Origin of the sequence: Acidovorax sp. Leaf160 (genome assembly GCF_001424265.1) — a bacterium.
GTDB lineage: Bacteria > Pseudomonadota > Gammaproteobacteria > Burkholderiales > Burkholderiaceae_C > Paracidovorax.
Genome location: NZ_LMOV01000028.1, coordinates 181,660 through 202,281 on the forward strand (window position 1 = coordinate 181,660; position 20,622 = coordinate 202,281).

Genomic DNA, 20,622 nt, shown 5'->3' on the forward strand with positions numbered 1-20,622 from the left:
GGTTTCCGAAAAGGGTCTCAATAGATTTCAAACAGGCCGGCCGCGCCCATGCCGCCGGCGATGCACATGGTCACCACGCCGTACTTGGCCTTGCGGCGCCGGCCCTCCAGCAGGATGTGGCCGGCCAGGCGCGCGCCCGTCATGCCGAACGGGTGGCCGATGGAGATGGCGCCGCCGTTCACGTTCAGCCGCTCCATCGGGATGCCCAGCTGGCGCTGGCAATAGAGCGCCTGGGAGGCGAAAGCCTCGTTCAGCTCCCACAGGTCGATGTCGTCCACCGTCAGGCCGTGGCGCTGCAGCAGCTTGGGCACGGCGAAGACCGGGCCGATGCCCATCTCGTCGGGTTCGCAGCCGGCCACGGCCATGCCGCGGAAGGCGCCCAGCGGCTGCAGGCCCAGCCGCTCGGCCTGCCTGGCTTCCATCAGCACGCAGGCGCTGGAGCCGTCCGACAGCTGCGAGGCGTTGCCGGCGGTGACGAAGTGGCCCGGGCCCTTCACGGGTTCCAGCTTCGCCAGGCCTTCCAGCGTGGTGCCGGGGCGGTTGCAGTTGTCCTGCGTGGCGACCACGTCGCGGTACGTGACCTCGCCGGTGTCCTTGTTCTTCTCCGCCATGCGCGCGGCGCAGGCGATGATTTCATCGGCGAACACGCCCTGCTGCTGCGCGGCGGCCGTGCGCTGCTGGCTCTGCAGCGAGAAGGCGTCCTGGTCTTCGCGCGTGATGCCGTAGCGCCGGGCCACCACGTCGGCCGTGTCGATCATGGCCATGAACAGCTCGGGCTTGCGCTCGACCAGCCACGGGTCCAGGTCGGCCGGCGTGCCCAGGGCGCGCGCGCCCGAGATGCTCTCCACGCCGCCCGCGATCATGGCGTCCACGCCTTCGGCCACGATGCGGCCCGCCGCGATGGCGATGGACTGCAGGCCCGAGGCGCAAAAGCGCGTGACCGTGGTGCCGGCGATGGACAGCGGCAGCTCCGCGCGCAGCACCGTCTGGCGGCCCAGGTTCCTGCCCTGCATGCCTTCAGGGTTGCCGCAGCCGAGGATCAGATCCTCGATCAGCGCGCGGTCGATGCCGGCGCGTTCGACGGCGGCCTTGACCGAATAGGCGGCCAGCTGGGGCGCGGGCGTGGCGTTGAATTCGCCGCGATGGGACTTGGCCAGCGGGGTGCGGGCGGTGGAAACGATGACGGCTTCGCGCATGGGTGTCTGTGGTCCCGAAGTGAATTTGCTATGGATTCAGGATCTGGCTGCGCTGGTTCCGTGAGCAACTCAGAGCCAAACGCCTCTGAATCGCCCGATTCACCAGCGCAGGCAGCTCTCTTTTTGATAGTGCGTGGTGCGTTCAGCCGCTCAGGCGCTGGCCGCTGCCCGGTTCAGGCTGTCGAAGTTCCGGCCTTCGGCCACCAGCTGCTCCAGCAGCGGCGCGGGTTGCCAGAAGAGCGGGTCTTCCTGGGCGAACGCGCGGATGTCGGCCAGGATGGTGTCCAGCCCCACCATGTCGGCGTATTTCATCGGCCCGCCACGGAAGCGCGGAAAGCCGTAGCCCGAGAGGAAGGTCACGTCCACGTCCAGCGGCCGCAGGGCGATGCCCTCGGCCACCACCTTGGCGCCTTCGTTGACCATGGCGGCCAGGTAGCGGCGCATGATCTCGTCGGGGGTGAAGCTGCGCGGCACGACGCCCTTCCTGGCGCGCTCGGCATCGACGATGGCCAGCACCTCCGGATCGGGCTGGCCCGTGCGGGCGCCCTCGGGGTAGAGGTAGAAGCCGCGCCCCGTCTTCTGGCCGAACCAGCCGCGCTCGCAGATGCGGTCGGCGATCTCCACGTAGCGCGCCTTCGGGGCGCCAGATTCCACCGCCGCTGCCGCACGGCGCTTGCGCGTGGCCCAGCCGATGTCGCCGCCCGCCAGGTCGGTCACCTGGAACGGGCCCATCGGGTAGCCGAAGCCGCGCACGGCGGCGTCGATCTCATAGGGCGACGCGCCGTCTTCCATCAGGTAGTCGGCCGCCTGCTTGTACACGGCCAGGATGCGGTTGCCGATGAAGCCGTCGCACACGCCGGCGCGCACCGGCACCTTCTTCATCGTCCTGGCCAGCGCGAAAGCGGTGGCGACCACGTCGGCGCCGGCCTTCGCCGGCACCACGATCTCCAGCAGCTTCATGATGTTGGCGGGGCTGAAGAAGTGCAGGCCGATCACGTCCTGCGGGCGTCCGGTGGCGGCGGCGATGGCGTCGATGTCCAGGTACGAGGTGTTGGTGGCCAGCACCGCGCCGGGTTGGCAGACGCGGTCCAGCTCGCGGAACACGGCTTTCTTGACCTCCAGGTCCTCGAACACCGCCTCGATCACCAGGTCGGCGGCCGCGATGTCTTCGTAACGTGTGCTGCCGGTGTAGCGCGCCATCACGGCGGCCTTGGCATCGGCCGTCATGCGGCCCTTGGCGACGAGGCCGTCGTACACCTTCTCGACGTGCGCGCGGCCCCGGGCCAGCGAGGCGTCGTCACGCTCGATCATCGTCACCGGCAGGCCGGCGTCCAGCGCCGACACGGTGATGCCCGCCCCCATGGTGCCGCCGCCGATGACGGCAATGGACGCCACCGGACGCGGCGCGGCGGCCTTCGCCTCCGGCACCTTGGCGACTTCGCGCTCGGCGAAGAAGGCGTGGATCAGCCCGGCCCGCTGGGGGCTGGCGATGCATTCCATGAAGGCCGCGCGCTCGCGCCGCATGCCTTCGTCGAAGGGCAGCTCGACGGCATTGCGCACGCATTCGACGATCTTCTGCGGCGAGAACAGCCCGCGCGACTTCCTGGCGGTATCGGCGGCCAGCGTATCCAGCGCGGCGAGTGCGGCGTCCGCGTCGGGCACGGCCAGCTCGCGCGTGCGGCGCACCGGGGCATTCGCGGCCAGCAGTTCCCGCGCGTACCCCACACCGGCGGCGACGGGGTCGGTGCCTTCGGCCAGCCGGTCCACCAGCCCCGCGGCCTGGGCCGCCCTGGCGTTCAGCGGCTTGCCGCTCAGCATCATCTCGGCCGCGGGCTGGGCGCCCATCAGGCGCGGCGCGCGCTGCGTGCCGCCGGCACCGGGCAGCAGGCCCAGGTTCACTTCGGGCAGGCCCAGCTGTGCGGCCGGCAAGGCCAGGCGGTAGTGGGCGGACAGCGCCACCTCCAGCCCGCCGCCCAGGGCCGCGCCGTGGATGGCGGCCACCACCGGCTTGGCGCACGACTCGATCCGGTGGCAGACGTCGGGCAGCGCCGGCGGCACGGGCGGCTGGCCGAATTCGCGGATGTCGGCCCCGGCGATGAAGGCCTTGCCCTCGCCCACGATCAGCACGGCGCGCACGGCGGCATTCGCCTCGGCCTGTTCGATCGCCGCCAGCAACCCCTGGCGCACGGCGGCGCCGAGCGCGTTGACGGGTGGGTTGTCGATACGCACCACCAGTACCCCTTCGAGTTCCTGCTGGCGGACTACGGACCCGGTCGCTTCAGACGTCATGCAATTTGTCTCCTGAGTGTTTCTTGAAAGCCCACACCCATTCTTGCGGCGACAATGGTTTCTGACAATCACATCAATCATTGACAGACTGTCAAATGATCCTGACCAATCGACACGCACGACGATGGATTTGCCTTCCTTGACCCTGCTGGTCGAAATCATCGATGCCGGCAACCTAAGCCAGGCCGCGCGCAAGCTGAAGATGACGCGCGCCAACGTGAGCTACCACCTCACCAAGCTGGAAAAGGCCGTGGGCGTGCAGCTGGTCCAGCGCACCACGCGCCGGGTCGAGCCCACGGAGATCGGCCTGCGCCTCTACGAGCACGGCCGCACCATCCGCAACGAGCTGATGGCCGCGCAGGAAGCCGTCACTACGCTGGGCCAGGGCCTGCAGGGCCGCGTGGGCATCAGCGTGCCCAGCGGCTACGGCCAGATCGTGATGAGCGACTGGCTGGTCGAGTTCAAGCGCATGTACCCGGGCATCGTGCTGGACGTGCTGTTCGAGAACCGCGCCGACAACCTGCGCGACGAGGTGGACATCGCCATCCGCGTGGTGCAGGAGCCGCCCCTGTCGCTGGTGGCGCGCAGCCTGGGCAACGTGCGCTACCTGGCCTGCGCGTCGGCCGACTACGCCCGCCGCCACGGCCTGCCGCGCACCCTGCACGCGCTGCGCACCAGCCCCGTCATCACGGCCGGCGTGACCGGCCGGCAGCTGCGCCTGGCGGCCTACCAGGGCGCGGAGCGGCACGAGGTGATGCTGGAGCCGACGCTGATCTCGGAACACTTCCCGTTCCTGCGGCAGGCCATCCTGGCCGGGCTGGGGGTGGGTCTGGTGCCCGACTACGTGGTGCAGGACAAGCTGGCCACCGGCGAGGTGCTGACCACGCTGGACGAGTACCGGCTCAGCATCTTCGGCACGCACATGTACCTGCTCTACCTGCCCAACCGCCACCAGACCCGGGCCGTGCGCACCTGCATCGACTTCCTGCTGGACAAGGCGCAGCTGCGGGAGGCGGCGGGCACGCCGGCCCACCCCCTTCCGGCCGGTACGGGCGCGTCGCCCCCCGGCCACTGACCGGCGCTGCCTCACGCGGCGCTTGCCATCCGGGCCGGTCTGCGCAAGAGTGGCGGGCCTGCCTTCCGCGGGCTGCCCCGGCAGCCGCTCTTGCCCTCAGGACCACGATGTACATCCCCGCGCACTTCGCCGAAACCCGGCCCGACGAACTGGCCCGCATCATCCGCGAGCACCCCCTGGGCATGCTGGTCACCCAGGGAGAGGACGGACCCGACGCCGACCACATTCCCTTCGAATTCGACCCCGGCGCAGGCCCGCACGGCGTGCTGACGGCCCACGTGGCGCGCGCCAACCCGGTCTGGCAGAACGGCGCGGGGGCGGAGGTGCTGGTCGTCTTCCGGGGCGCCGAGGGCTACATCTCGCCGAACTGGTACCCCAGCAAGCACGAAGCCCACCGCCAGGTGCCGACCTGGAACTACGAGGTGGTCCACGCGCACGGCAGGCTCACCGTGTGCGACGACGAGCGCTTCGTGCGCGGCCTGGTGGGCCGCCTCACGCGCCGGCATGAAGCCGCCGAGCCACGCCCCTGGAAGATGTCGGACTCCGAGCCGGCTTTCGTCGACGGCCTGCTCAAGCAGATCGTGGGCATCGAGATCGCCGTGACCTCGCTGGTCGGCAAGCGCAAGCTCAGCCAGAACAAGGACGCCCGTGACCGGACCGGCGCGGCCGAGGGCGCGGCCGGCCGCGGCAACCCGGCGCTGGCCGACCGCATGCGGCCGCAGAACGGATAGGCGCCGCGTCTGGGCGCTGCATAAAAAAAACCCCGCCGGGGTGACGCGGCGGGGTGGATGGGAGTGCGGCAGGCGCTGCGGCTCAGCGGTTCTGCAGCGCGGCGATGCGCTCTTCGATCGGCGGGTGCGTGGAGAACAGCTTGCCGATGTTGCCGGTGATGCCCATGGCAGCCATGCTCTTGGGCAGCTCGTTGGGGCCGGCGCCGCCCAGGCGGGCCAGGGCGTTGATCATGGGCTGCTTGCGGCCCATGAGCTGCGCGGCACCCGCATCGGCGCGGAACTCGCGCTGGCGGCTGAACCAGGCCACGATGATCGACGCCAGGAAGCCCAGGGCGATGTCGAGCACGATGGTGGTGACGTAGTAGCCGATGCCGGGGCCGGAGCTGTTCTCGTCGTTCTTGCGCAGGAAGCTGTCCACCGCATAGCCGATGACGCGCGAGAGGAACACCACGAAGGTGTTCATCACGCCCTGGATCAGCGCCATGGTGACCATGTCGCCGTTGGCGACGTGGGCCACCTCGTGGCCGATCACCGCCTCGACCTCTTCGCGCGTCATGCCCTGCAGCAGGCCGGTGGACACCGCGACCAGGGCGTTGTTCTTGAAGGCGCCGGTGGCGAAGGCGTTGGGCTCGCCTTCGAAGATGCCGACCTCGGGCATGCCGATGCCGGCCTTGTCGGCGAACTGGCGCACGGTGTCGACGATCCAGCGCTCATCGGGCGAGCCCGTGCCGTCGATGATCGTGACGCCCGCGCTCCACTTGGCGACGGGCTTGCTGATCAGCAGCGAGATGATCGCGCCGCCGAAGCCCATGATGAAGGCGAAGCCGAGCAGCGCGCCCAGGTTGAGGCCGTTGGCCGTGAGGAAGCGATTGACGCCCAGCAGGCTGGCGACGATGCCCAGCACCACCACCACGGCGATGTTGGTCAACAGAAAAAGGGCGATACGTTTCATCGAGAAGTTCTCCGCAAAGGGATAAACAGGGGGTGGGGTTGGCACTGCGGCATCACGCGGGTGCGCAGCACGAAAAATGGGGGTGCTGCTCAGCGGTTCAAGCCGCTTCCGCAGCGGTTGCGCGCCCTGTTGTGGTGCTTATGTGGGGCGTCTGCTGCGGAAAACGTGGGAGTCATCATAGAAGCAAAAGTTCTCGTTTTCGGGCCACCAGCCGGGCATTCCCAGGACGGGAAGGGGATTGAACGGCTTGCCCGCAAACACCTCGGCATCCAGCGTCTGCGCCAGCCAGGCGTCCGCCTCTGCTACTGATTCAATAGCAACATCGGCACAGTACACATGCGCGGTGATGGGTTTTCGCGGCTGGACCAGCTTTTCCAGCAGCGCATGGCCGAACAGCAGCAACGTCGCCCGGGACCAGAGCGGCCGCAGATCCACGAAGAGCCGCCGCCACGCGCGCTCGCGCAGCGCGTCGCAGAGCGCGGCCGGAGCGAACAGCACGGCGCCGTTCTCATCGAACACGGTGATCGCGTCCCGCAGCGGCCCGCGCACCGCGCCGATGCCCTGCGCCGCGATGGCCTGCGCCTGCCATCGATTCAGCAGCCGCTTGGTCTGCGGGTAGTGCAGCCAGACGAGGCCATTGAAGAAGTCGTGCAGGTTGTCGCGGGTGGGGACGGTGCCGGTGGCGTGGATGAAGCTCTCGTACGCCACGCCTTCGGCCAGCGCCTGCTGGGTGACGAACCGGGGCGCACCGCGCTCGCCCGGGCCCGCGCCGCCATGGGCGCCCTCGCCCACTCCGGCACCGACGCCGGCCTCGCCGCTGGCCAGCCACCGCGCCCGGTCGAGCGCGTCAGCCACCGGCTGCCCGGCGGCCACGCCCTGCGCCACGCACTGGCCCGCGGCGCGCACCGGCTGCAGCCAGGCCCGGCTCCAGTCGATGGCGTGAACCGGCACCACCGGCGGCATCACCTGCGGCTGCCGCAGCGGATCAGCCGGCCACCACGCGCCAGGGCAGCGCCTCGCCCGAGCGCAGGGGCTTCAGCTCGGCCTCGCCGAAGGCGAAGCTGTCGGGCGGGGTCCACGATTCGCGGCGCAGCGTGATGGTGCCTTCGTTGCGCGGCAGGCCGTAGAAGGCCGGGCCGTGGAAGCTGGCGAAGCCTTCGAGCTGGTCGAGCGCGCCGGCGTTGTCGAACGCCTCGGCATACATCTCGATGGCGGCATGCGCGGTGTAGCAGCCCGCGCAGCCGGTGGCGTGTTCCTTCAGGTGCGCGGGGTGCGGGGCGCTGTCGGTGCCCAGGAAGAACCGGTCGCTGCCGCTGGTGGCGGCCTCGACCAGCGCCACGCGGTGCGTCTCGCGCTTGAGCACCGGCAGGCAGTAGTAGTGCGGCCGCACGCCGCCCGTGAAGATGGCGTTGCGGTTGTAGAGCAGGTGGTGCGCGGTGATGGTGGCCGCCGTAAAGGGGCCGGCCTCGCGCACGTACTGCGCAGCGTCCTTCGTGGTGATGTGCTCGAAGACGATCTTCAGTTCGGGGAAGTCGCGGCGCAGCGGAATGAGCTGCTGCTCGATGAACACCGCCTCGCGGTCGAAGAGGTCGATGTCGCTGGAAGTGACCTCGCCATGCACCAGCAGCAGCATGCCGGCCTTCTGCATGGCCTCCAGCGTGGCGTAGGTCTTGCGGATGTCGGTCACGCCGGCATCGCTGTTGGTGGTGGCACCGGCCGGGTAGAGCTTGGCCGCGACCACGCCGGCGTCCCGCGCGCGGGCGATCTCGTCAGCCGGCAGGTTGTCGGTGAGGTAGAGGGTCATCAGCGGCTCGAACGCGGCGCCTTCGGGCAGGGCGGCCAGGATGCGGCCCCGGTAGGCGGCGGCCTGCGCGGCGGTGGTCACCGGCGGGCGCAGGTTGGGCATGATGATCGCCCGGCCGAACTGGGCGGCGGTGTGCGGCACCACGGTGCGCAGGGCCTCGCCGTCGCGCACGTGCAGGTGCCAGTCGTCGGGGCGGGTGATGGTGAGCGTGTCGCGGGCGGCGGTGGTGGGAGAGGGGGTGGTGGTGGTGGGGGCGGCTGCGGTCATGGGGCGACATTCTCCCATTCCGTTCCGGCCTGCGGGCTGCTTTCCCCTTCCTGGCCGTACCGGCGCCCCTGCCACGCCTGGGCGCACGCCGGCGCGCCGCCAGCCTGGGGATCAGGCCACGTTCGCCCGGGGCAGCTGCACCACGAACCGGGTGCCGCCCTCGGGCCGGCTTTCGACCCGCACCTTGCCCTGCTGGCGTTCGGCCAGCGCGCGCACGATGGACAGGCCCAGCCCCGAGCCTTCGCCGCGCCGCCCGGCCGGATGCGGGAAGCGCTCGAAGGGGCCGTCCGCCATGTGCTGGGGCAGCCCCTGGCCGGCATCGCTCACGGTCAGCAGCGCCGTGCCGTCCGCGACCGCGACCTCCACGCCCAGCCAGCGGCCCGATGCGGCGTGCTTCAGGGCGTTCTCCACCAGGTTGAAGAGGATCTGCCGCACGCGGTCGGGGTCTGCCAGCGCCCAGACCGGGCCGCCGTCGGCCGGCACCTCCAGCGCCAGTTCCAGACCGTGGTCGGCGATGCGCTGGGCATGGCCGGCGAGCGCCTCGCGCACCAGATCGACCAGGTCGACCGGCGCGGTCTCCAGCGACAGCTGTCCGGCTTCCGCCATCGACAGGGTGTGCAGGTCGCCCACCAGGCGGCCCAGGTATTCGACCTGGTCCAGCAGCCCGCGCGATTCCGCCGCATCGGCCTCGATCACGCCGTCGCAGATGGCATGCAGCCGGGCGCGCAGCACGGCCAGCGGTGTCCGCAGCTCGTGCGAGATGGAGGCGGTGGTGGCGCGGCGTTCCTTCGCCATGCGTTCCAGCGAATCGATCATCTGGTTGAAATGCCGCACGGTGGACGACATCTCGTCGTGCATCCGGCCGGGCTGCGCGCGCACGCTGAAGTCGCCTTCGGCCACATGCGTGGCCACCTCGGCCATCGAGGCCAGCGGCTGGGTCACGATGCGCGACACCCAGAAGCCCACCACCAGGCCCACCGGCAGGCACACCACCAGGCCGACGACCAGCGACCACTTCTCGCCGAACAGCAAGTCGCCCTGCCAGTAGCGCGCGTAGATCTCCATGGCGCGCGGGCCGTCTTCCTCCCCCCGGTCGCGCAGGTCGTCCATCTCGCGCTGCACCGGCGCGGGCAGGCCGCGGTAGAAGTCGCGGTACTGCATCTCCGAAAACAGCGTCACGCTGCCGGCCAGCAGCGCCATGGTCGCCACCACGGTGGCGGCGATGCACAGGCCGAAGCGGACCCAGACCCGCTGCAGCAGGGGGCCGTGCGGCGTCATCCGCCGGATCCCGCCGCGCCAGGGCCGCCACCCGGCCAGAACCGGTAGCCGATACCGCGCACGGTTTCGATCAGGTCGCCCTGCCCTGCCTGCTGCAGCTTGCGGCGCAGCTTGGAGAGGTGCGAATCGATCACCCGGTCGAGCGCGTCGCTCTCGGGCAGGCAGTGGTCGATGAGATGGCTGCGCGAGAAGCACCGCCGCGGCTGGGCCGCCAGGCAGGCCAGCAGCCGGAACTCGGTGAGCGTCAGCGGCAGCGCCACGGCCTGCCCGTCGTCGCCATGCACCAGGGCGGCGTGCGCTTCCTGGTCGATCTCGATGCGGCCGACGCGGATGGACGGCGCCGCGCGGGGGGCGGCCGCCGCCTGCGGCTGCACGCGCCGCAGCACGGCCCGCACGCGCGCCACCACCTCGGGCGGGCTGAACGGCTTGACCACGTAGTCGTCGGCCCCCATGCGCAGGCCCAGCAGCTTGTCCACGTCGTCCGCCACGGCGGTGACCATGATCACGGGGGTCTGCGCGTGGCTGCGGATCTCGCGCAGCAGGTCGAGCCCGTCCATGCCGGGCAGGTGGATGTCCAGCAGCACCAGGTCGGGCCGCAGCTGGCGGAAGAGCCGCAGGCCTTCGAGCCCGTCGGCCGCATGCTGCGCGCGCAGGCCGTCGCGCTGCAGGTAGGCGGCCAGGATGCTGGCGATGCCGGGCTCGTCCTCCACGACGAGGATGAGGGGGCTCGGGGCCTGGGAGGGGGGGGTGGACAGCATGGGCGGCAGGGGATTGGCGCGGATTATCCACAGCGCGGGGCATGGCGGGGCGGAGCGCGGGCAGTCTCCCGCCGTCTCCACGAAGCCTCCATATTCCATGCACGGGTGCGCAAGCTTGGGGCGGTCCAATGCCGGCTGTTCCACCCCGACGACTCCGGCCTTCGTGCGCTTCACTCCCTCGATCCGTTCCACTTTCCTGCGCGCAGCGCCGGGCTGGATGGCGCTCGCCTGGCTGACCGGTTGCGCCGTGCCGGGCACGCCCCTGCCGATCGACGGGCCGGCGGCGCCGGCCGCATGGACCGCCCCGCTGCCGCAGGGCCCGGCGGCGCCCGATCTGCGCGCCTGGTGGAAGCTCTTCGGCGACCCCGCGCTGGACGCCCTGGTGGACGAAGCCCTGGCCCGCAACCTGGATCTCGCCATCGCCACCCACCGGCTGCGGGAAGCGCGCCTGCAGGCAGGCCGCGCGGCCGTGCAGTTCCGCCCGTCCTTCAGCGGCAATGCGCGCAACGTGCAGGACGTCACCGCCACCGACACGTACTTCCACGCCAGCATCGACATGGTCTGGGAGCTGGGCCTGTTCGGCGCGGGCGACAGCGTGCGCGCCGCCGCCAACGCCGATGTCGATGCGTCGCTGGCCGACGGCCAGGGCATTCGCGTGGCCGTGGTGGCCGACGTGGTGCGCAACTACCTCGACCTGCAGTCGGCCCGCCGGCAGCTGCAGCAGCTCGATCGCCTGGCGCAGCTGGACGACCGGGCCCAGGCGCTGGCGGATGTGCGCCGCCGCACGCGCACCGGCGCAGCCGGTGAAGCCGCCCAGGCCCGCGCCCAGGCGGCCCAGACCCGCGCCGCGCGGGCCCTGCCGCAGGAGGCCGGGGCCCGCGCCGCCCAGGCGCTGGCCGTGCTGCTGGGCCGGAGCACCCCCGATGCGGCCTGGACCCTCCCCGGCGCGCCGGGGACCCCCGCCGCCGGGGCGCTGCCGCCCTTCGGCTTCCAGGCACTGCCGGCCGACCTGATCCGCACCCGCCCCGACGTGCGGGCAGCCGAAGCCGCCGTCCGCAAGGCCGAAGCCGGTGTGGGCCTGGCCCGGTCGGAGCTGTTTCCCCGCATCTCGATCACCGGCTCGCTGCTTTATTCCTACAACATCACCCGCAACCGGCGCACCACCAGCGACGACGTGCCCGCCATCGGGCCGGTGATCGACGTGCCGCTCTTCGACTGGGGCCGCCGCGTGCGCCAGGTGGACGCCCAGCAGCAGGCCCTGCAGGCTGCGGTGCTGGGCCAGGAGCGTGCCCTGCGCGCCGGCGTGGCCGAGGCCGAGGGCGCGCTGGCCGCCCTGGCCGCCCAGCAGCAGCGCGCCGATGCGCTGGCCGCGGTGGTGTCGGCCGCGCAGGAACGCACCGCCGCCGCCGCCACGCTGGCGCGGCTGGGCCTGGCGAGCGAATACGACGGGCTGGCCGCGCACCGGGCCCTGGTGCAGGCCGAATCGGACCAGGCCACCGCGAACGACGCGCGGGCGCTGGCCTTCGTCGCGCTCTACAAGGCGCTGGGCGGGGCGCCGCTGCCCGCAGGCGAAGGCGCGGTGCCCGAACGGCACGCGCAGGCGCGTGCATCGCAAGGGGTGGCGCCATGACCGCCCTGGCCCGCAAGACCCTGATCCATGAGTGGCGCCGTTTCGTGCCGGCCGTGTTCGCCGTGGGCTTTTCCTGCCTGCTGCTGGTCGCGCAGGCGGCGCTGGTGCTGGGCATCTTCGGCAGCGCCGCGGTCTATGTGCGCGCCTCCGGCGCCGACCTGTGGGCCGGCTACCCGGGCACGCAGAGCGTGAATTTCGGCCGGGCCATCGGCCGCGACGTGGATCTGCGGCTGGCCATGGACCCGGCCGTGGCCGCCACCGAAGCCTATGTGTGGGTGGACGGCGACTGGCGCAGCGCACAGGGCGGCGGCGGCGTGTCGGTCTATGTGTCCGGCATCCACACGGCACCGGGCAGCCTGCTGTTTTCGGGGCTGCTGGCCCCCTGGCAGCGGGAGGCGCTGCGCGACCCCGGCGCCGCCATCGTGGACCGGGCGGATCTCGCCACCCTCGGCACGGCAGTCGGCGGCACGGCCTGGATCAACGCGCACCCGGTGCACGTCGTGGCGGCGGTGGACGGCCTGCGCGGCCTGGGCGGCGTGAACGTGCTCACCTCCATCGACTCGGCCCGGCAGATCGCCGGGGCCGACGCTGCGGCCGGCCCCACCTACGTGGTCGCACGCACCCACCGGCCGGAACAGGCGGCGGCGGTGCAGGAGCGCCTGGCCCAGGGCGCGCCGGGCTTCGGCCCGTTCGCCGTCTGGACGGCCGAGGCCTTCGCGCGCCGCTCGCAGCTCTATTGGCTGCTGGACACCGGGGCCGGCGTGGCCGTGCTGTTCATGGTCGGCATCGTCTGCCTGGTGGGCACCGTGGTCACCAGCCAATCGCTGATGGGAGTGGTCGCCGGATCGGCGCGCGAATACGCGGTGCTCAATGCGCTGGGCGTCAGCCGGCGCTCGCTGGGCCGGCTGGTGATCGAGCAGGCCGGCTGGATCGGCGGGCTCGGCCTGCTGCTCGGTGGCTGCGCCAGCGCCGGCCTGCTGGCCCTGGCCCACGCCCACGGCGTGCCGGTGGCGATGGATGGCCCCACCGCCGCCGCCTGCGCGCTGCTGGTGGGCGGCGTCACCCTGCTGTCGGGCCTCTTCGCCATGCGGGGCCTCATGGCGGCCGACCCGGCCTTGCTGCTGCGATGACATCCGCCACCCCTCCCTTCCCAGCCGGCCGCGCCACCCGCCCGGCGGTCACACCGCCCAGCCTGCAGGCCAGCGACGTGCACAAGTCGTTCGTCTCGGGCGTGGTGCAGGTCCAGGTGCTGCGGCAGATGAACCTGTCGATCCACGCCGGGGAACTGACGCTGATCTCGGGCCCCTCGGGCTGCGGCAAGAGCACGCTGCTGTCGCTGCTGTCGGCCCTGCAGCAGCCCGATGCCGGCAGTGTCCATGCGCTGGGCCAGGACCTCGGCGCGATGGACCGCCGGGCGCTGGAGCGTTTTCGCCTGCAGCACACCGGCTTCGTGTTCCAGGGCTTCAACCTGTTTCCCGCCCTCACGGCGGTGGAGCAGGTGGAGCTGCCGTTGGGCTATCTGGGCCTGGACCGGCACGAGAGCCAGCGCCGCGCCCGGCAGGCGCTGGACGAAGTGGGCCTCACGCCCCGCGCCCACATGCGGCCGGCGCAGCTGTCGGGCGGCGAGAAGCAGCGGGTGGCCATCGCTCGCGCCATCGCCAAGTCGCCCCAGCTGCTCTTCGCAGACGAACCCACCAGCGCGCTGGATGCCGACAGCGGCCAGCGCGTGATCGACATCCTGCACCGCATCGCCCGCAACCACGGCACGACGGTGCTGTGCGTGAGCCATGACCCGCGCCTGATCCGACATGCCGACCGCGTCCTGGGCATGGAGGACGGCGCCATCCGCACCGACTGGCGCCAGCCGGACGCCAGCAACGAAGCATTCGCCGCATGAACCGCCCCCTCTCCTTTTGCCGGTACCGGAGCGCTGCCGCCCTCCTCGTGGTCACGGCCCTGCTCGCCGCCTGCAACGACCGACCCGCTGCCGGCGCTGCCGCATCCGCACCCGCACCCGCATCGGCGGCCCTGGCCGCGTCCGCCCCCGGCACGGGCCACGGCGCCGTGGCCGAAGACGGGTCCGCCGGCAGCCACCCCGGGGCGTCGCCCCTGGCCGTCGCACGGGGCCGCATCGAAGTGCAAGGCGGCCTGCTGCGGCTCTCACCACTGCAGGACGGACAGGTCGACGCGCTGCTGGTGCAGGAAGGCCAGGCCGTGCGCCGGGGCCAGCTGCTGCTGCGCCTGTCGGGCACTGCCGCGCAGGCCGAGACCGGCGTGGCCCAGGCCGAGCTGCAGCTGGCCGAAGCGCGGGTCAGTGCGCGCAGCCAGCACCTGCCGGCCCTCAGGCGCACGGCCGCCCGGCTGGCCGAGGCCAGCGCCGCCGGCGCCGCCGAGCCGCAGCGCGCCGACGACGCCGCCCAGGCGCTGCGCGACGCGGAGGCGGAACTGGCCGTCGCCCGCGCAGAAGCGGGCGTGGCGCGCCAGCGGCTGGCGCAGGTGCGCGGCCAGCAGGCCCGGCTGGAGCTGCGCGCGCCCGAAGACGGCACCGTGGTGCGCGTGGCCACGCAGGTCGGCCAGCGCCTGCTCGCCGCGGCCGGCGACCACGCCCCCCTCACGCTGCTGCCCCGCCGGCCCCTGCTGGTGCGCGCCGAAGTGAACGAAAGCTATGCCGGCGCACTCCGGGCCGGCCTGCGCGCCACCGTTACCACCGATGGCGACGCCACTCCCCTGGCGCTGCCCGCCGCCCGCGTGGTGCGCATCAGCCCGGTACTGGGCACCGCCCGCCTGCAGGAGGACGCCCAGCGCGGCCCGCTGCGCGTCGTCGAGTGCGTGCTGGAGTTCGACCACCCCCCCACAGACGCACGCCCCGGCCAGACGGTGCGCGTGGTCTTCCACCGTTGATCCGAGGAGCGCCCCGATGCCCCGTCTTTCCCTTTCCTCCACGCCCGTCCGCCGCACCCTGTCCCTGGCGCGCGCCGCGTCGCCCTCGCCATCCCCCTCGGCCGACCGGCCGGCGCCGGGCTGGATGGTCCAGTGCGACTTCGACGGCACCATCAGCACCGTGGACGTGACCGACTCGCTGCTGCAGCGCTTCGGCCAGCCCGGCTGGCAGGCGCTGGAAGACGCATGGGAGCGCGGCGAGATCGGCTCGCGCGAATGCATGAAGGGCCAGGTCGCCCTGCTCGACATGGACCGCGCCGAACTCGATGCGCACCTGGCGACGATCGACGTGGACCCGCACTTCGCCGCCTTCGTGCGCGAGGCGCGCGCGCTCGGCATGCCCGTGCAGGTGGTGAGCGATGGCATCGACCACGCCATCCGCACGGTGCTGGCCCGCCACGGGCTGGAAGACCTGCCCGTGATCGCCAACCGCCTCGTGCAGGCCGGCCCGCGCCAGTGGCGGCTCGAATCGCCCTGGTCCAGCGCCGCCTGCGCGCGCGCCAGCGGCAACTGCAAGTGCGAACGGCTGCAAGAGCAGCGCGCGCGGCACGGGCGCGTGCTCTTCGTGGGCGACAGCACGTCGGACTTCTGCGTTTCCGGCCAGGCGGACTTCGTTTTCGCCAAGTACAAGCTCATCGGCCACTGCGAACGGCAGGGCATCGCGCACGCGCCCTTCGCCGACTTCGGGGACACCATCGCCCTGCTGCACCAGCTGGACGCGCTCGCGCCGGGCGCGCTGGAGCTGGCCGCATGAACGGCGCCGCCGTTCTCCGCGCCACGGCCGGCCGGGCCCCAGCCGCGCCAGCGGCCTGCCGGCACGACACCCAGCATGAATTCCTGCTCGCGGGCCACGGGCCGCTGGCCACGACCGGCGTGCTGCTGATCCATGGCCTGACCGGCACGCCCAACGAGATGCGCCTGCTCGCCAAGGGTCTGCACCGCGCGGGCTTCACCGTGCTGGCGGTGCAGCTGGCCGGCCATTGCGGCACGCAGGACGACCTGATCGCCACGCGCTGGCAGGACTGGGTGGACAGCGTGCGGCGCGGCGCCGACCGGCTCATGCAGCACACCGGCCGGCCGATCGTCGCCTGCGGGCTGTCGATGGGCGCGCTGCTGGCGCTGGCGCTGGCCATCGAGCGGCCGAAGCAGGTGGCCGGCGTGGTGGCCCTGTCCACCACCTTCCGCTACGACGGCTGGAGCATTCCCGGCTACACGCGCCTGGCCTTCCTGCTGCCCCTCTTCAAGGCGCTGGGCATCGGACGGCGCAGCGTGTTCATGGAAGCACCGCCCTACGGCATCAAGGACGAGGCGCTGCGCGAACGCGTGGTGTCGCAGATGCATGCAGGCGACAGCGCGGCGGCCGGCCTGCCCGGCAACCCCTGGTGGTCGGTGATCGAGCTGCGCGCTCTGTCGGCCCATGTGCGCCGCAATCTGGGGCGGGTGCGCGCACCCTGCCTGGTCATGCATGCCCGCCACGACGACATCGCGGCGGCCGGCAATGCCGAGGAGATCGTGCGCGGCGTGCGCCATGCCCCGGTGGAACTGGTGCTGCTGGACGACAGCTACCACATGATCACCATCGACCGCGACCGCCGCACGGTGCTGGCACGCACCGTGGCGTTTGCCCAGGCGGTCGCCGCACAGCAGGCAGAAAGCCCTGCCCCATGACCCCCGCAGAAGGCGGCGGCATCACCCCGCTGGTGGCGGCGTTGTGGCTGGTCAACATGCTGGTGGACACCGGCGGCCAGCTGGCCTTCAAGGCGGCGGCCACGGCCGACCCGCGTGCCGGCAGCGGCCTGGCGCGCTGGATCTGGATGGCGCGCAGACCCTGGCTGTGGATCGGCATCGGCTGCTACGTGGCCGAATTCATCGTCTGGCTGGCTTTTCTGTCGCTGGTGACGCTGTCCGACGGGGTGCTGCTGGGCTCCATCAACATCGTTGCCGTGATGATCGCCGGGCGCTTCCTGTTCCGCGAAAAGCTCTCGCCCATGCGGGTGGCGGGCATCCTGCTGGTGTCGGCCGGCGTGGCCGTGGTCGGTCTGAAGGGATGAGCATGAAGAAGCGCTTCTACGCCATCGGCTTCTTCGTGCTGATCGCCTTCGACACGCTCGCGCAGATCAGCTTCAAGCTGGCGGGCGAGCATGCGCTGCCGCTGGAATTCTCCGGCGACTGGCTGGCGCGCGTCTTCGGCCAGCCCTGGATCTACGGCGCCTTCGTGGGCTACGTGGGCGCGTTCTTCACCTGGATGACGCTGCTGGAGCATGCGCCGATCGGCCCGGCCTTCGCCGCCTCGCACCTCGAAGTCGTCTCGGTGCTGGCGTTCTCGGCCATCTTCTTCAACGAGCCCATCGGCTGGCCGCAACTGCTGGGCGCGCTGCTCATCGCGGGCGGCATCGCCTGCCTGGCCCGCAGCGAGGCCGCCGAACAGCCGCCCGATGCACCGGGCGCACCGGGCACACCCCGTGGCGCCTGAGGCCCCGCCCACTGCCGGCCTGCCGCTGCACTGGCGCGATCTGCGCCCTGGCGGCGACGCCGATCTGGGAGCGGCGCTCGCACGCTTTCTCGGCGTGCCGGCGGTGCAGATCGAATGTTCCGGCACCGCAGCGCTGGTGATCGCCCTCTTTGCGCTGCGGAGTGTCGAGCCGGGGCGCGACGAGGTTGTCGCGCCGGCCTACACCTGCCCGCTGGTGGCCCTGGCGGCCGCGCACTGCGGCCTGCGGCTGCGCCTGTGCGACCTGCGCCCGGGCGGGCTGGACCTGTGCCCCGCATCGCTCGCCCGGCTTTGCGGACCGCGCACGCTGGCCGTGCTGCCCACGCACCTGGCAGGCCGCGTGACCGACGTGGCGCCCGTGCGGGCCCTGGCCCATGCCGCAGGCGCCCGCGTGATCGAGGATGCGGCGCAGGCGCTCGGCGCGCGACTGCACGGCGACGCGTGCATCGGCGCCGGCAGCGACATGGTCTTCTTCAGCCTGGCGGTGGGCAAGGGAATCACGCTCTACGAAGGCGGCGCCCTCGCGGTGGCCGACCCCGACCTGCGCGCGGCCTGCCAGGAAGTGGCGGCCACCCGCGCGCCCTGGCGCCGGGGCTGGGAATGGCGCCGCAGCGTGGAGCTGATCGGCTATGCCGCCCTCTACCGCCCGGCAGGACTCCCGCTGGCCTACGGCCTGCCGCTGCGCCGCGCCCTGGCGCGGGGCGACCGCGTGGGCGCCGCGGGCGACGATTTCGATGGGGCCATCCCGCTGCACCGGGTGGGCCAATGGCGGCAGGCGGTGGGCGTGCGCGCCCTGCAGCGCCTGCCGGCGTGGCTGGCCGAGGGCCGCGTGCGCGCCCGCCAGCGCATCGCCTGGCTGCACCGGCGCCTGCCCGCACTGCAGGTGCTGCAGGACAGCCCCGCAGTGGCCGGAGCGCGCGGCACCTGGCCCAACCTGATGGTGCTGATGCCCGATGCGGCCAGCCGGGAAGCGGCCATCCGCGCCCTGTGGGGCCGGGGGCTGGGGGTGAGCCTGCCCTTCGCCAACGCGCTGCCCGACTATCCCCGCTACGCCCGCCACGTCAGCCACGCGGACGGCGAAGCCTGGCCGAACGCCCGGGATTTCGCGGGCCGCGTGATGGCCATCAGCAACAGCCCCTGGCTGGACGACGAAGGCTTCAGCCAGGTGTGCGACGCCTTGCAGCAGGCCATCGGTGGCGCTGCCTGAACCGCCGACGATGCACGCGGCGGGAGGGCTGATTAGTCGGCCTCCAGCAGGCTCAGCAGCCAGGCGTTGAACGCCGCCTGCGCGGCCTGCCAGTCCGGCAACCGGCCCTGCTCCTCGCCGGTCCGCTGGCCGTCGCCCGCGCTGAGCCAGCGCTTCCAGGCCGTGGCGTACCGGTGGGTGGAGACATCGCCCGTCACGTCGCTGCCCACGATGCAGCCGCGCAGCCCGGAGATCAGCGTGGCGGCATGGCGCGCTTCGAGCGTGCCCTGGTCCCAGTTGGTGCGCACCACGCGCTGCGAGAACACATCCTTGTCGATGCTGAGATAGGTGGGCTCCGGCTGCCGCGACAGCGTGCGGGCCAGCTCCGCCACCAGCGCGTCGGCATCGGGAAAGCTGCGAAAGCGTTCGGCGATGCCCAGCCAGCGCGCCCAGCCGGTATCCACGCCGCTGCTCCAGTAGGTGAGCCGGCCGGCGCGCAGCGGCGCCAGATAGTTCTCCCACGCATGGCCGCTGCCGATGTCCCGCGAGGTGATGCCCGCCACGTGCACGTGCGCCACCTGCGGCAGCATCGCCACGCGCCGAACCCAGGAGCCGCAGTGCACACCGAAGGGAAAGCGCATGTTGTCGGGGTGGTTGTCCAGCACCACCACGCGCAGCCGCCGCGCGGGTGTGAATCCCTGCGCCGCGATGCACCGCTCGATCAGCGGCCAGCTCAGGTGGTGGAAGTCGCCGCTGCCGAGGAACACCGTTCCGTGATCGGAAAAGCCGGGCATGGCCGATTGCAGCGCCTGCCCGAAACCGCGCATCGTGCGCAGGCCGCAACCAAACCGCATCCGCTCCTGCCAGGCCTCGGCCAGCGGCAGGCGGATCTCGCCGGGCAGCGCGCCCACCGATCCATCCAGGTCCAGCACGACCGGGGCGGGAGAGAACGCCGTCACGACACGGCCTCCGCGCCGTCCTGCCAGCGCCGGTCGCTCTCGAAATGGCGGGCGAAGCGCCGGGCGAGCCCGCGCAGCAGCGGGTTGCGCACATAGACCGCGTGGCGCGTCCAGGTGAAGCGCGCGCCCAGGCTGCGCTTGACCTCGGGGTCGGTCCAGCCGGCGACATAGTGGGAAAGGCCCCGTTCGATGGCGTATTCGAGATTGACCATCCAGCTCACGAAGTAGAGGTTGACCGCACGCGCGGCGGGATACGAGAGACCGATGTACTTGTCCACCAGCCGGCCATCGCATTCATAGCAGAGGTTCCAGCCCAGCAGCGCGCCGGAGGCTGCATGGCGGTATTCGAAGCTGATGCCGCCGCTGTCCGCGTCGCGCAGGACGGCGGCGAAGAAGCTGCGGGTCAGGCGGTCGAAGTGCACCTCGCTCTGCGCATGCACGCCCTCGTAGAGCGCGTAGTAGGCGTCCACCCGGGCGTCGTCTGCGAAGGCCGCGCCGGTCGGCACGCGCTCGATGCGCAGCTCGGCCCGGCTGCGCAGCTTGCGCCGCAGGTTGCTGCGGCGGCTGGACGACAGGCGCGAGAGGTACTCCTCCACGCTGGCGAAGTCGATGGGCACATAGGCCAGCGCCTGGCCTTCGACCAGCACGTAGCCCTGGGCCGCGCAGGCTTCGGCCAGCTGGCGGGCGTAGGCGTTGTCGGCCTCCTCCAGCAGGGGCGAATCCTGGGGGATGTCCTTGACGATGGAGAGCGCGTAGCGCCGTCCGGGGCCCGTGCGCACCGCGGCGGCCAGCGCCTCCGGCGTGGCCTCGGTGGGCAGCGGCGCGTATTCGGTCACCGTGGTGCCGACGAACGCGGTGCGGATGCGCAGCCAGCGCGACCAGCGCGCGAAGAGCGGCAGCCCGGCGAGCCGCGCCTTGAACTCCTCATCCGCCGTGGTCAGCAGGTCGAACGGCGCCTCGAACACGGGCGCCGGCACGCCGCCCAGCCAGCCGAAGCCTTCGGGCGGATGGGCGAGCGCATGCTGCACGAGCGACTCCGGCTCCAGCCGGTTGCGCCAGCGCATGG

The 20,622-nt window shown here is 72.0% G+C and carries 20 protein-coding genes; 11 read left to right on the top strand and 9 right to left on the bottom strand.

The genetic code is table 11. The features are described from left to right. Nucleotides 1-17 precede the first annotated feature (17 nt). Both ASF94_RS19200 and ASF94_RS19205 read right to left on the bottom strand, forming a co-directional pair. Nucleotides 18-1,196 carry an acetyl-CoA C-acyltransferase gene (locus ASF94_RS19200; RefSeq protein WP_056670322.1) on the bottom strand — a complete coding sequence of 393 codons (1,179 nt, stop codon included), beginning with the start codon at nt 1,194-1,196 and terminating at the stop codon, nt 18-20. A gap of 150 nt (nt 1,197-1,346) precedes the next feature. After that, nucleotides 1,347-3,485 carry a 3-hydroxyacyl-CoA dehydrogenase NAD-binding domain-containing protein gene (locus ASF94_RS19205; protein WP_056670325.1) on the bottom strand — a complete coding sequence of 713 codons (2,139 nt, stop codon included), beginning with the start codon at nt 3,483-3,485 and terminating at the stop codon, nt 1,347-1,349. A gap of 124 nt (nt 3,486-3,609) precedes the next feature. On the opposite strand from ASF94_RS19205, the gene ASF94_RS19210 reads away from it, so the two are divergent. Then, nucleotides 3,610-4,560 (top strand): LysR family transcriptional regulator, encoded by a 951-nt coding sequence (locus ASF94_RS19210; protein WP_056670328.1) that lies wholly within the window; start codon nt 3,610-3,612, stop codon nt 4,558-4,560. A gap of 107 nt (nt 4,561-4,667) precedes the next feature. Beyond that, the gene (locus ASF94_RS19215) at nt 4,668-5,291 is read left to right on the top strand and encodes an FMN-binding negative transcriptional regulator (RefSeq protein WP_056670331.1); all 624 of its coding nucleotides are present in this window, start codon (nt 4,668-4,670) and stop codon (nt 5,289-5,291) included. A gap of 82 nt (nt 5,292-5,373) precedes the next feature. Here the strand turns inward: ASF94_RS19215 and htpX are convergent, their stop codons facing one another. From htpX to ASF94_RS19240, 5 genes are all read right to left on the bottom strand, one after another. Further along, nucleotides 5,374-6,243: a protease HtpX gene (gene htpX / locus ASF94_RS19220; protein ID WP_056670334.1), complete on the bottom strand. Its 870-nt coding sequence runs from the start codon at nt 6,241-6,243 to the stop codon at nt 5,374-5,376. 138 nt (nt 6,244-6,381) lie between these two features. Then, a complete protein-coding gene (locus ASF94_RS19225) occupies nt 6,382-7,206 on the bottom strand; it encodes a DUF3025 domain-containing protein (RefSeq protein WP_056670338.1) in 825 nt (274 codons plus the stop codon). A gap of 22 nt (nt 7,207-7,228) precedes the next feature. Then, entirely contained in the window at nt 7,229-8,314 is a 1,086-nt protein-coding gene (pyrC, locus tag ASF94_RS19230; RefSeq protein ID WP_056670341.1) for a dihydroorotase, read from the bottom strand. A 111-nt stretch (nt 8,315-8,425) separates the two neighbouring features. Next, nucleotides 8,426-9,592 (bottom strand): cell wall metabolism sensor histidine kinase WalK, encoded by a 1,167-nt coding sequence (locus ASF94_RS19235; RefSeq protein WP_056670344.1) that lies wholly within the window; start codon nt 9,590-9,592, stop codon nt 8,426-8,428. After that, nucleotides 9,589-10,350 (bottom strand): response regulator, encoded by a 762-nt coding sequence (locus ASF94_RS19240; protein ID WP_056670347.1) that lies wholly within the window; start codon nt 10,348-10,350, stop codon nt 9,589-9,591. Before ASF94_RS19240 ends, ASF94_RS19235 begins: the two co-directional genes overlap by 4 nt. Nucleotides 10,351-10,513: 163 nt before the next feature. On the opposite strand from ASF94_RS19240, the gene ASF94_RS19245 reads away from it, so the two are divergent. From ASF94_RS19245 to ASF94_RS19285, 9 genes are all read left to right on the top strand, one after another. Then, nucleotides 10,514-11,980: a TolC family protein gene (locus ASF94_RS19245; protein WP_056670350.1), complete on the top strand. Its 1,467-nt coding sequence runs from the start codon at nt 10,514-10,516 to the stop codon at nt 11,978-11,980. Further along, nucleotides 11,977-13,110, top strand: a complete 1,134-nt coding sequence (locus tag ASF94_RS19250; protein WP_056670353.1) for an ABC transporter permease — start codon at nt 11,977-11,979, stop codon at nt 13,108-13,110. Before ASF94_RS19245 ends, ASF94_RS19250 begins: the two co-directional genes overlap by 4 nt. Beyond that, nucleotides 13,107-13,877, top strand: coding sequence for an ABC transporter ATP-binding protein (locus ASF94_RS19255; protein ID WP_056670356.1), 771 nt, complete (start codon nt 13,107-13,109; stop codon nt 13,875-13,877). The genes ASF94_RS19250 and ASF94_RS19255 overlap by 4 nt, the downstream gene beginning before the upstream one ends. Further along, a complete protein-coding gene (locus ASF94_RS19260; RefSeq protein WP_082493425.1) occupies nt 13,865-14,881 on the top strand; it encodes an HlyD family efflux transporter periplasmic adaptor subunit in 1,017 nt (338 codons plus the stop codon). The genes ASF94_RS19255 and ASF94_RS19260 overlap by 13 nt, the downstream gene beginning before the upstream one ends. A gap of 124 nt (nt 14,882-15,005) precedes the next feature. Beyond that, the gene (locus ASF94_RS19265; protein WP_056670358.1) at nt 15,006-15,674 is read left to right on the top strand and encodes an MtnX-like HAD-IB family phosphatase; all 669 of its coding nucleotides are present in this window, start codon (nt 15,006-15,008) and stop codon (nt 15,672-15,674) included. Continuing rightward, nucleotides 15,671-16,588: a carboxylesterase gene (locus ASF94_RS19270; RefSeq protein WP_082493427.1), complete on the top strand. Its 918-nt coding sequence runs from the start codon at nt 15,671-15,673 to the stop codon at nt 16,586-16,588. The genes ASF94_RS19265 and ASF94_RS19270 overlap by 4 nt, the downstream gene beginning before the upstream one ends. Further along, entirely contained in the window at nt 16,585-16,971 is a 387-nt protein-coding gene (locus ASF94_RS19275) for an EamA family transporter (protein ID WP_056670361.1), read from the top strand. Before ASF94_RS19270 ends, ASF94_RS19275 begins: the two co-directional genes overlap by 4 nt. Before the next feature lie 2 nt (nt 16,972-16,973). Next, nucleotides 16,974-17,393 carry a multidrug efflux SMR transporter gene (locus ASF94_RS19280; RefSeq protein ID WP_056670628.1) on the top strand — a complete coding sequence of 140 codons (420 nt, stop codon included), beginning with the start codon at nt 16,974-16,976 and terminating at the stop codon, nt 17,391-17,393. After that, a complete protein-coding gene (locus ASF94_RS19285; protein ID WP_235505436.1) occupies nt 17,383-18,618 on the top strand; it encodes a DegT/DnrJ/EryC1/StrS family aminotransferase in 1,236 nt (411 codons plus the stop codon). The genes ASF94_RS19280 and ASF94_RS19285 overlap by 11 nt, the downstream gene beginning before the upstream one ends. 32 nt (nt 18,619-18,650) lie before the next feature. Here the strand turns inward: ASF94_RS19285 and ASF94_RS19290 are convergent, their stop codons facing one another. Both ASF94_RS19290 and ASF94_RS19295 read right to left on the bottom strand, forming a co-directional pair. Beyond that, nucleotides 18,651-19,556 (bottom strand): hypothetical protein, encoded by a 906-nt coding sequence (locus ASF94_RS19290; protein ID WP_056670365.1) that lies wholly within the window; start codon nt 19,554-19,556, stop codon nt 18,651-18,653. Continuing rightward, a complete protein-coding gene (locus ASF94_RS19295) occupies nt 19,553-20,620 on the bottom strand; it encodes a GNAT family N-acetyltransferase (RefSeq protein ID WP_056670368.1) in 1,068 nt (355 codons plus the stop codon). Before ASF94_RS19295 ends, ASF94_RS19290 begins: the two co-directional genes overlap by 4 nt. Between the last annotated feature and the right edge of the window lie 2 nt (nt 20,621-20,622).

Bases quoted from the DNA above. Each gene is read 5' to 3' on its own strand.
- ASF94_RS19295 (WP_056670368.1), bottom strand. From the start codon at position 20,620: ATGCGCTGGCGCAACCGGCTGGAGCCGGAGTCGCTCGTGCAGCATGCG.
- ASF94_RS19210 (WP_056670328.1), top strand. From the start codon at position 3,610: ATGGATTTGCCTTCCTTGACCCTGCTGGTCGAAATCATCGATGCCGGC.
- ASF94_RS19250 (WP_056670353.1), top strand. From the start codon at position 11,977: ATGACCGCCCTGGCCCGCAAGACCCTGATCCATGAGTGGCGCCGTTTC.
- ASF94_RS19270 (WP_082493427.1), top strand. From the start codon at position 15,671: ATGAACGGCGCCGCCGTTCTCCGCGCCACGGCCGGCCGGGCCCCAGCC.
- ASF94_RS19275 (WP_056670361.1), top strand. From the start codon at position 16,585: ATGACCCCCGCAGAAGGCGGCGGCATCACCCCGCTGGTGGCGGCGTTG.
- ASF94_RS19225 (WP_056670338.1), bottom strand. From the start codon at position 7,206: ATGCCGCCGGTGGTGCCGGTTCACGCCATCGACTGGAGCCGGGCCTGG.
- ASF94_RS19235 (WP_056670344.1), bottom strand. From the start codon at position 9,592: ATGACGCCGCACGGCCCCCTGCTGCAGCGGGTCTGGGTCCGCTTCGGC.
- ASF94_RS19255 (WP_056670356.1), top strand. From the start codon at position 13,107: ATGACATCCGCCACCCCTCCCTTCCCAGCCGGCCGCGCCACCCGCCCG.
- htpX (WP_056670334.1), bottom strand. From the start codon at position 6,243: ATGAAACGTATCGCCCTTTTTCTGTTGACCAACATCGCCGTGGTGGTG.
- ASF94_RS19215 (WP_056670331.1), top strand. From the start codon at position 4,668: ATGTACATCCCCGCGCACTTCGCCGAAACCCGGCCCGACGAACTGGCC.
- ASF94_RS19240 (WP_056670347.1), bottom strand. From the start codon at position 10,350: ATGCTGTCCACCCCCCCCTCCCAGGCCCCGAGCCCCCTCATCCTCGTC.
- ASF94_RS19205 (WP_056670325.1), bottom strand. From the start codon at position 3,485: ATGACGTCTGAAGCGACCGGGTCCGTAGTCCGCCAGCAGGAACTCGAA.
- pyrC (WP_056670341.1), bottom strand. From the start codon at position 8,314: ATGACCGCAGCCGCCCCCACCACCACCACCCCCTCTCCCACCACCGCC.
- ASF94_RS19280 (WP_056670628.1), top strand. From the start codon at position 16,974: ATGAAGAAGCGCTTCTACGCCATCGGCTTCTTCGTGCTGATCGCCTTC.
- ASF94_RS19265 (WP_056670358.1), top strand. From the start codon at position 15,006: ATGGTCCAGTGCGACTTCGACGGCACCATCAGCACCGTGGACGTGACC.
- ASF94_RS19200 (WP_056670322.1), bottom strand. From the start codon at position 1,196: ATGCGCGAAGCCGTCATCGTTTCCACCGCCCGCACCCCGCTGGCCAAG.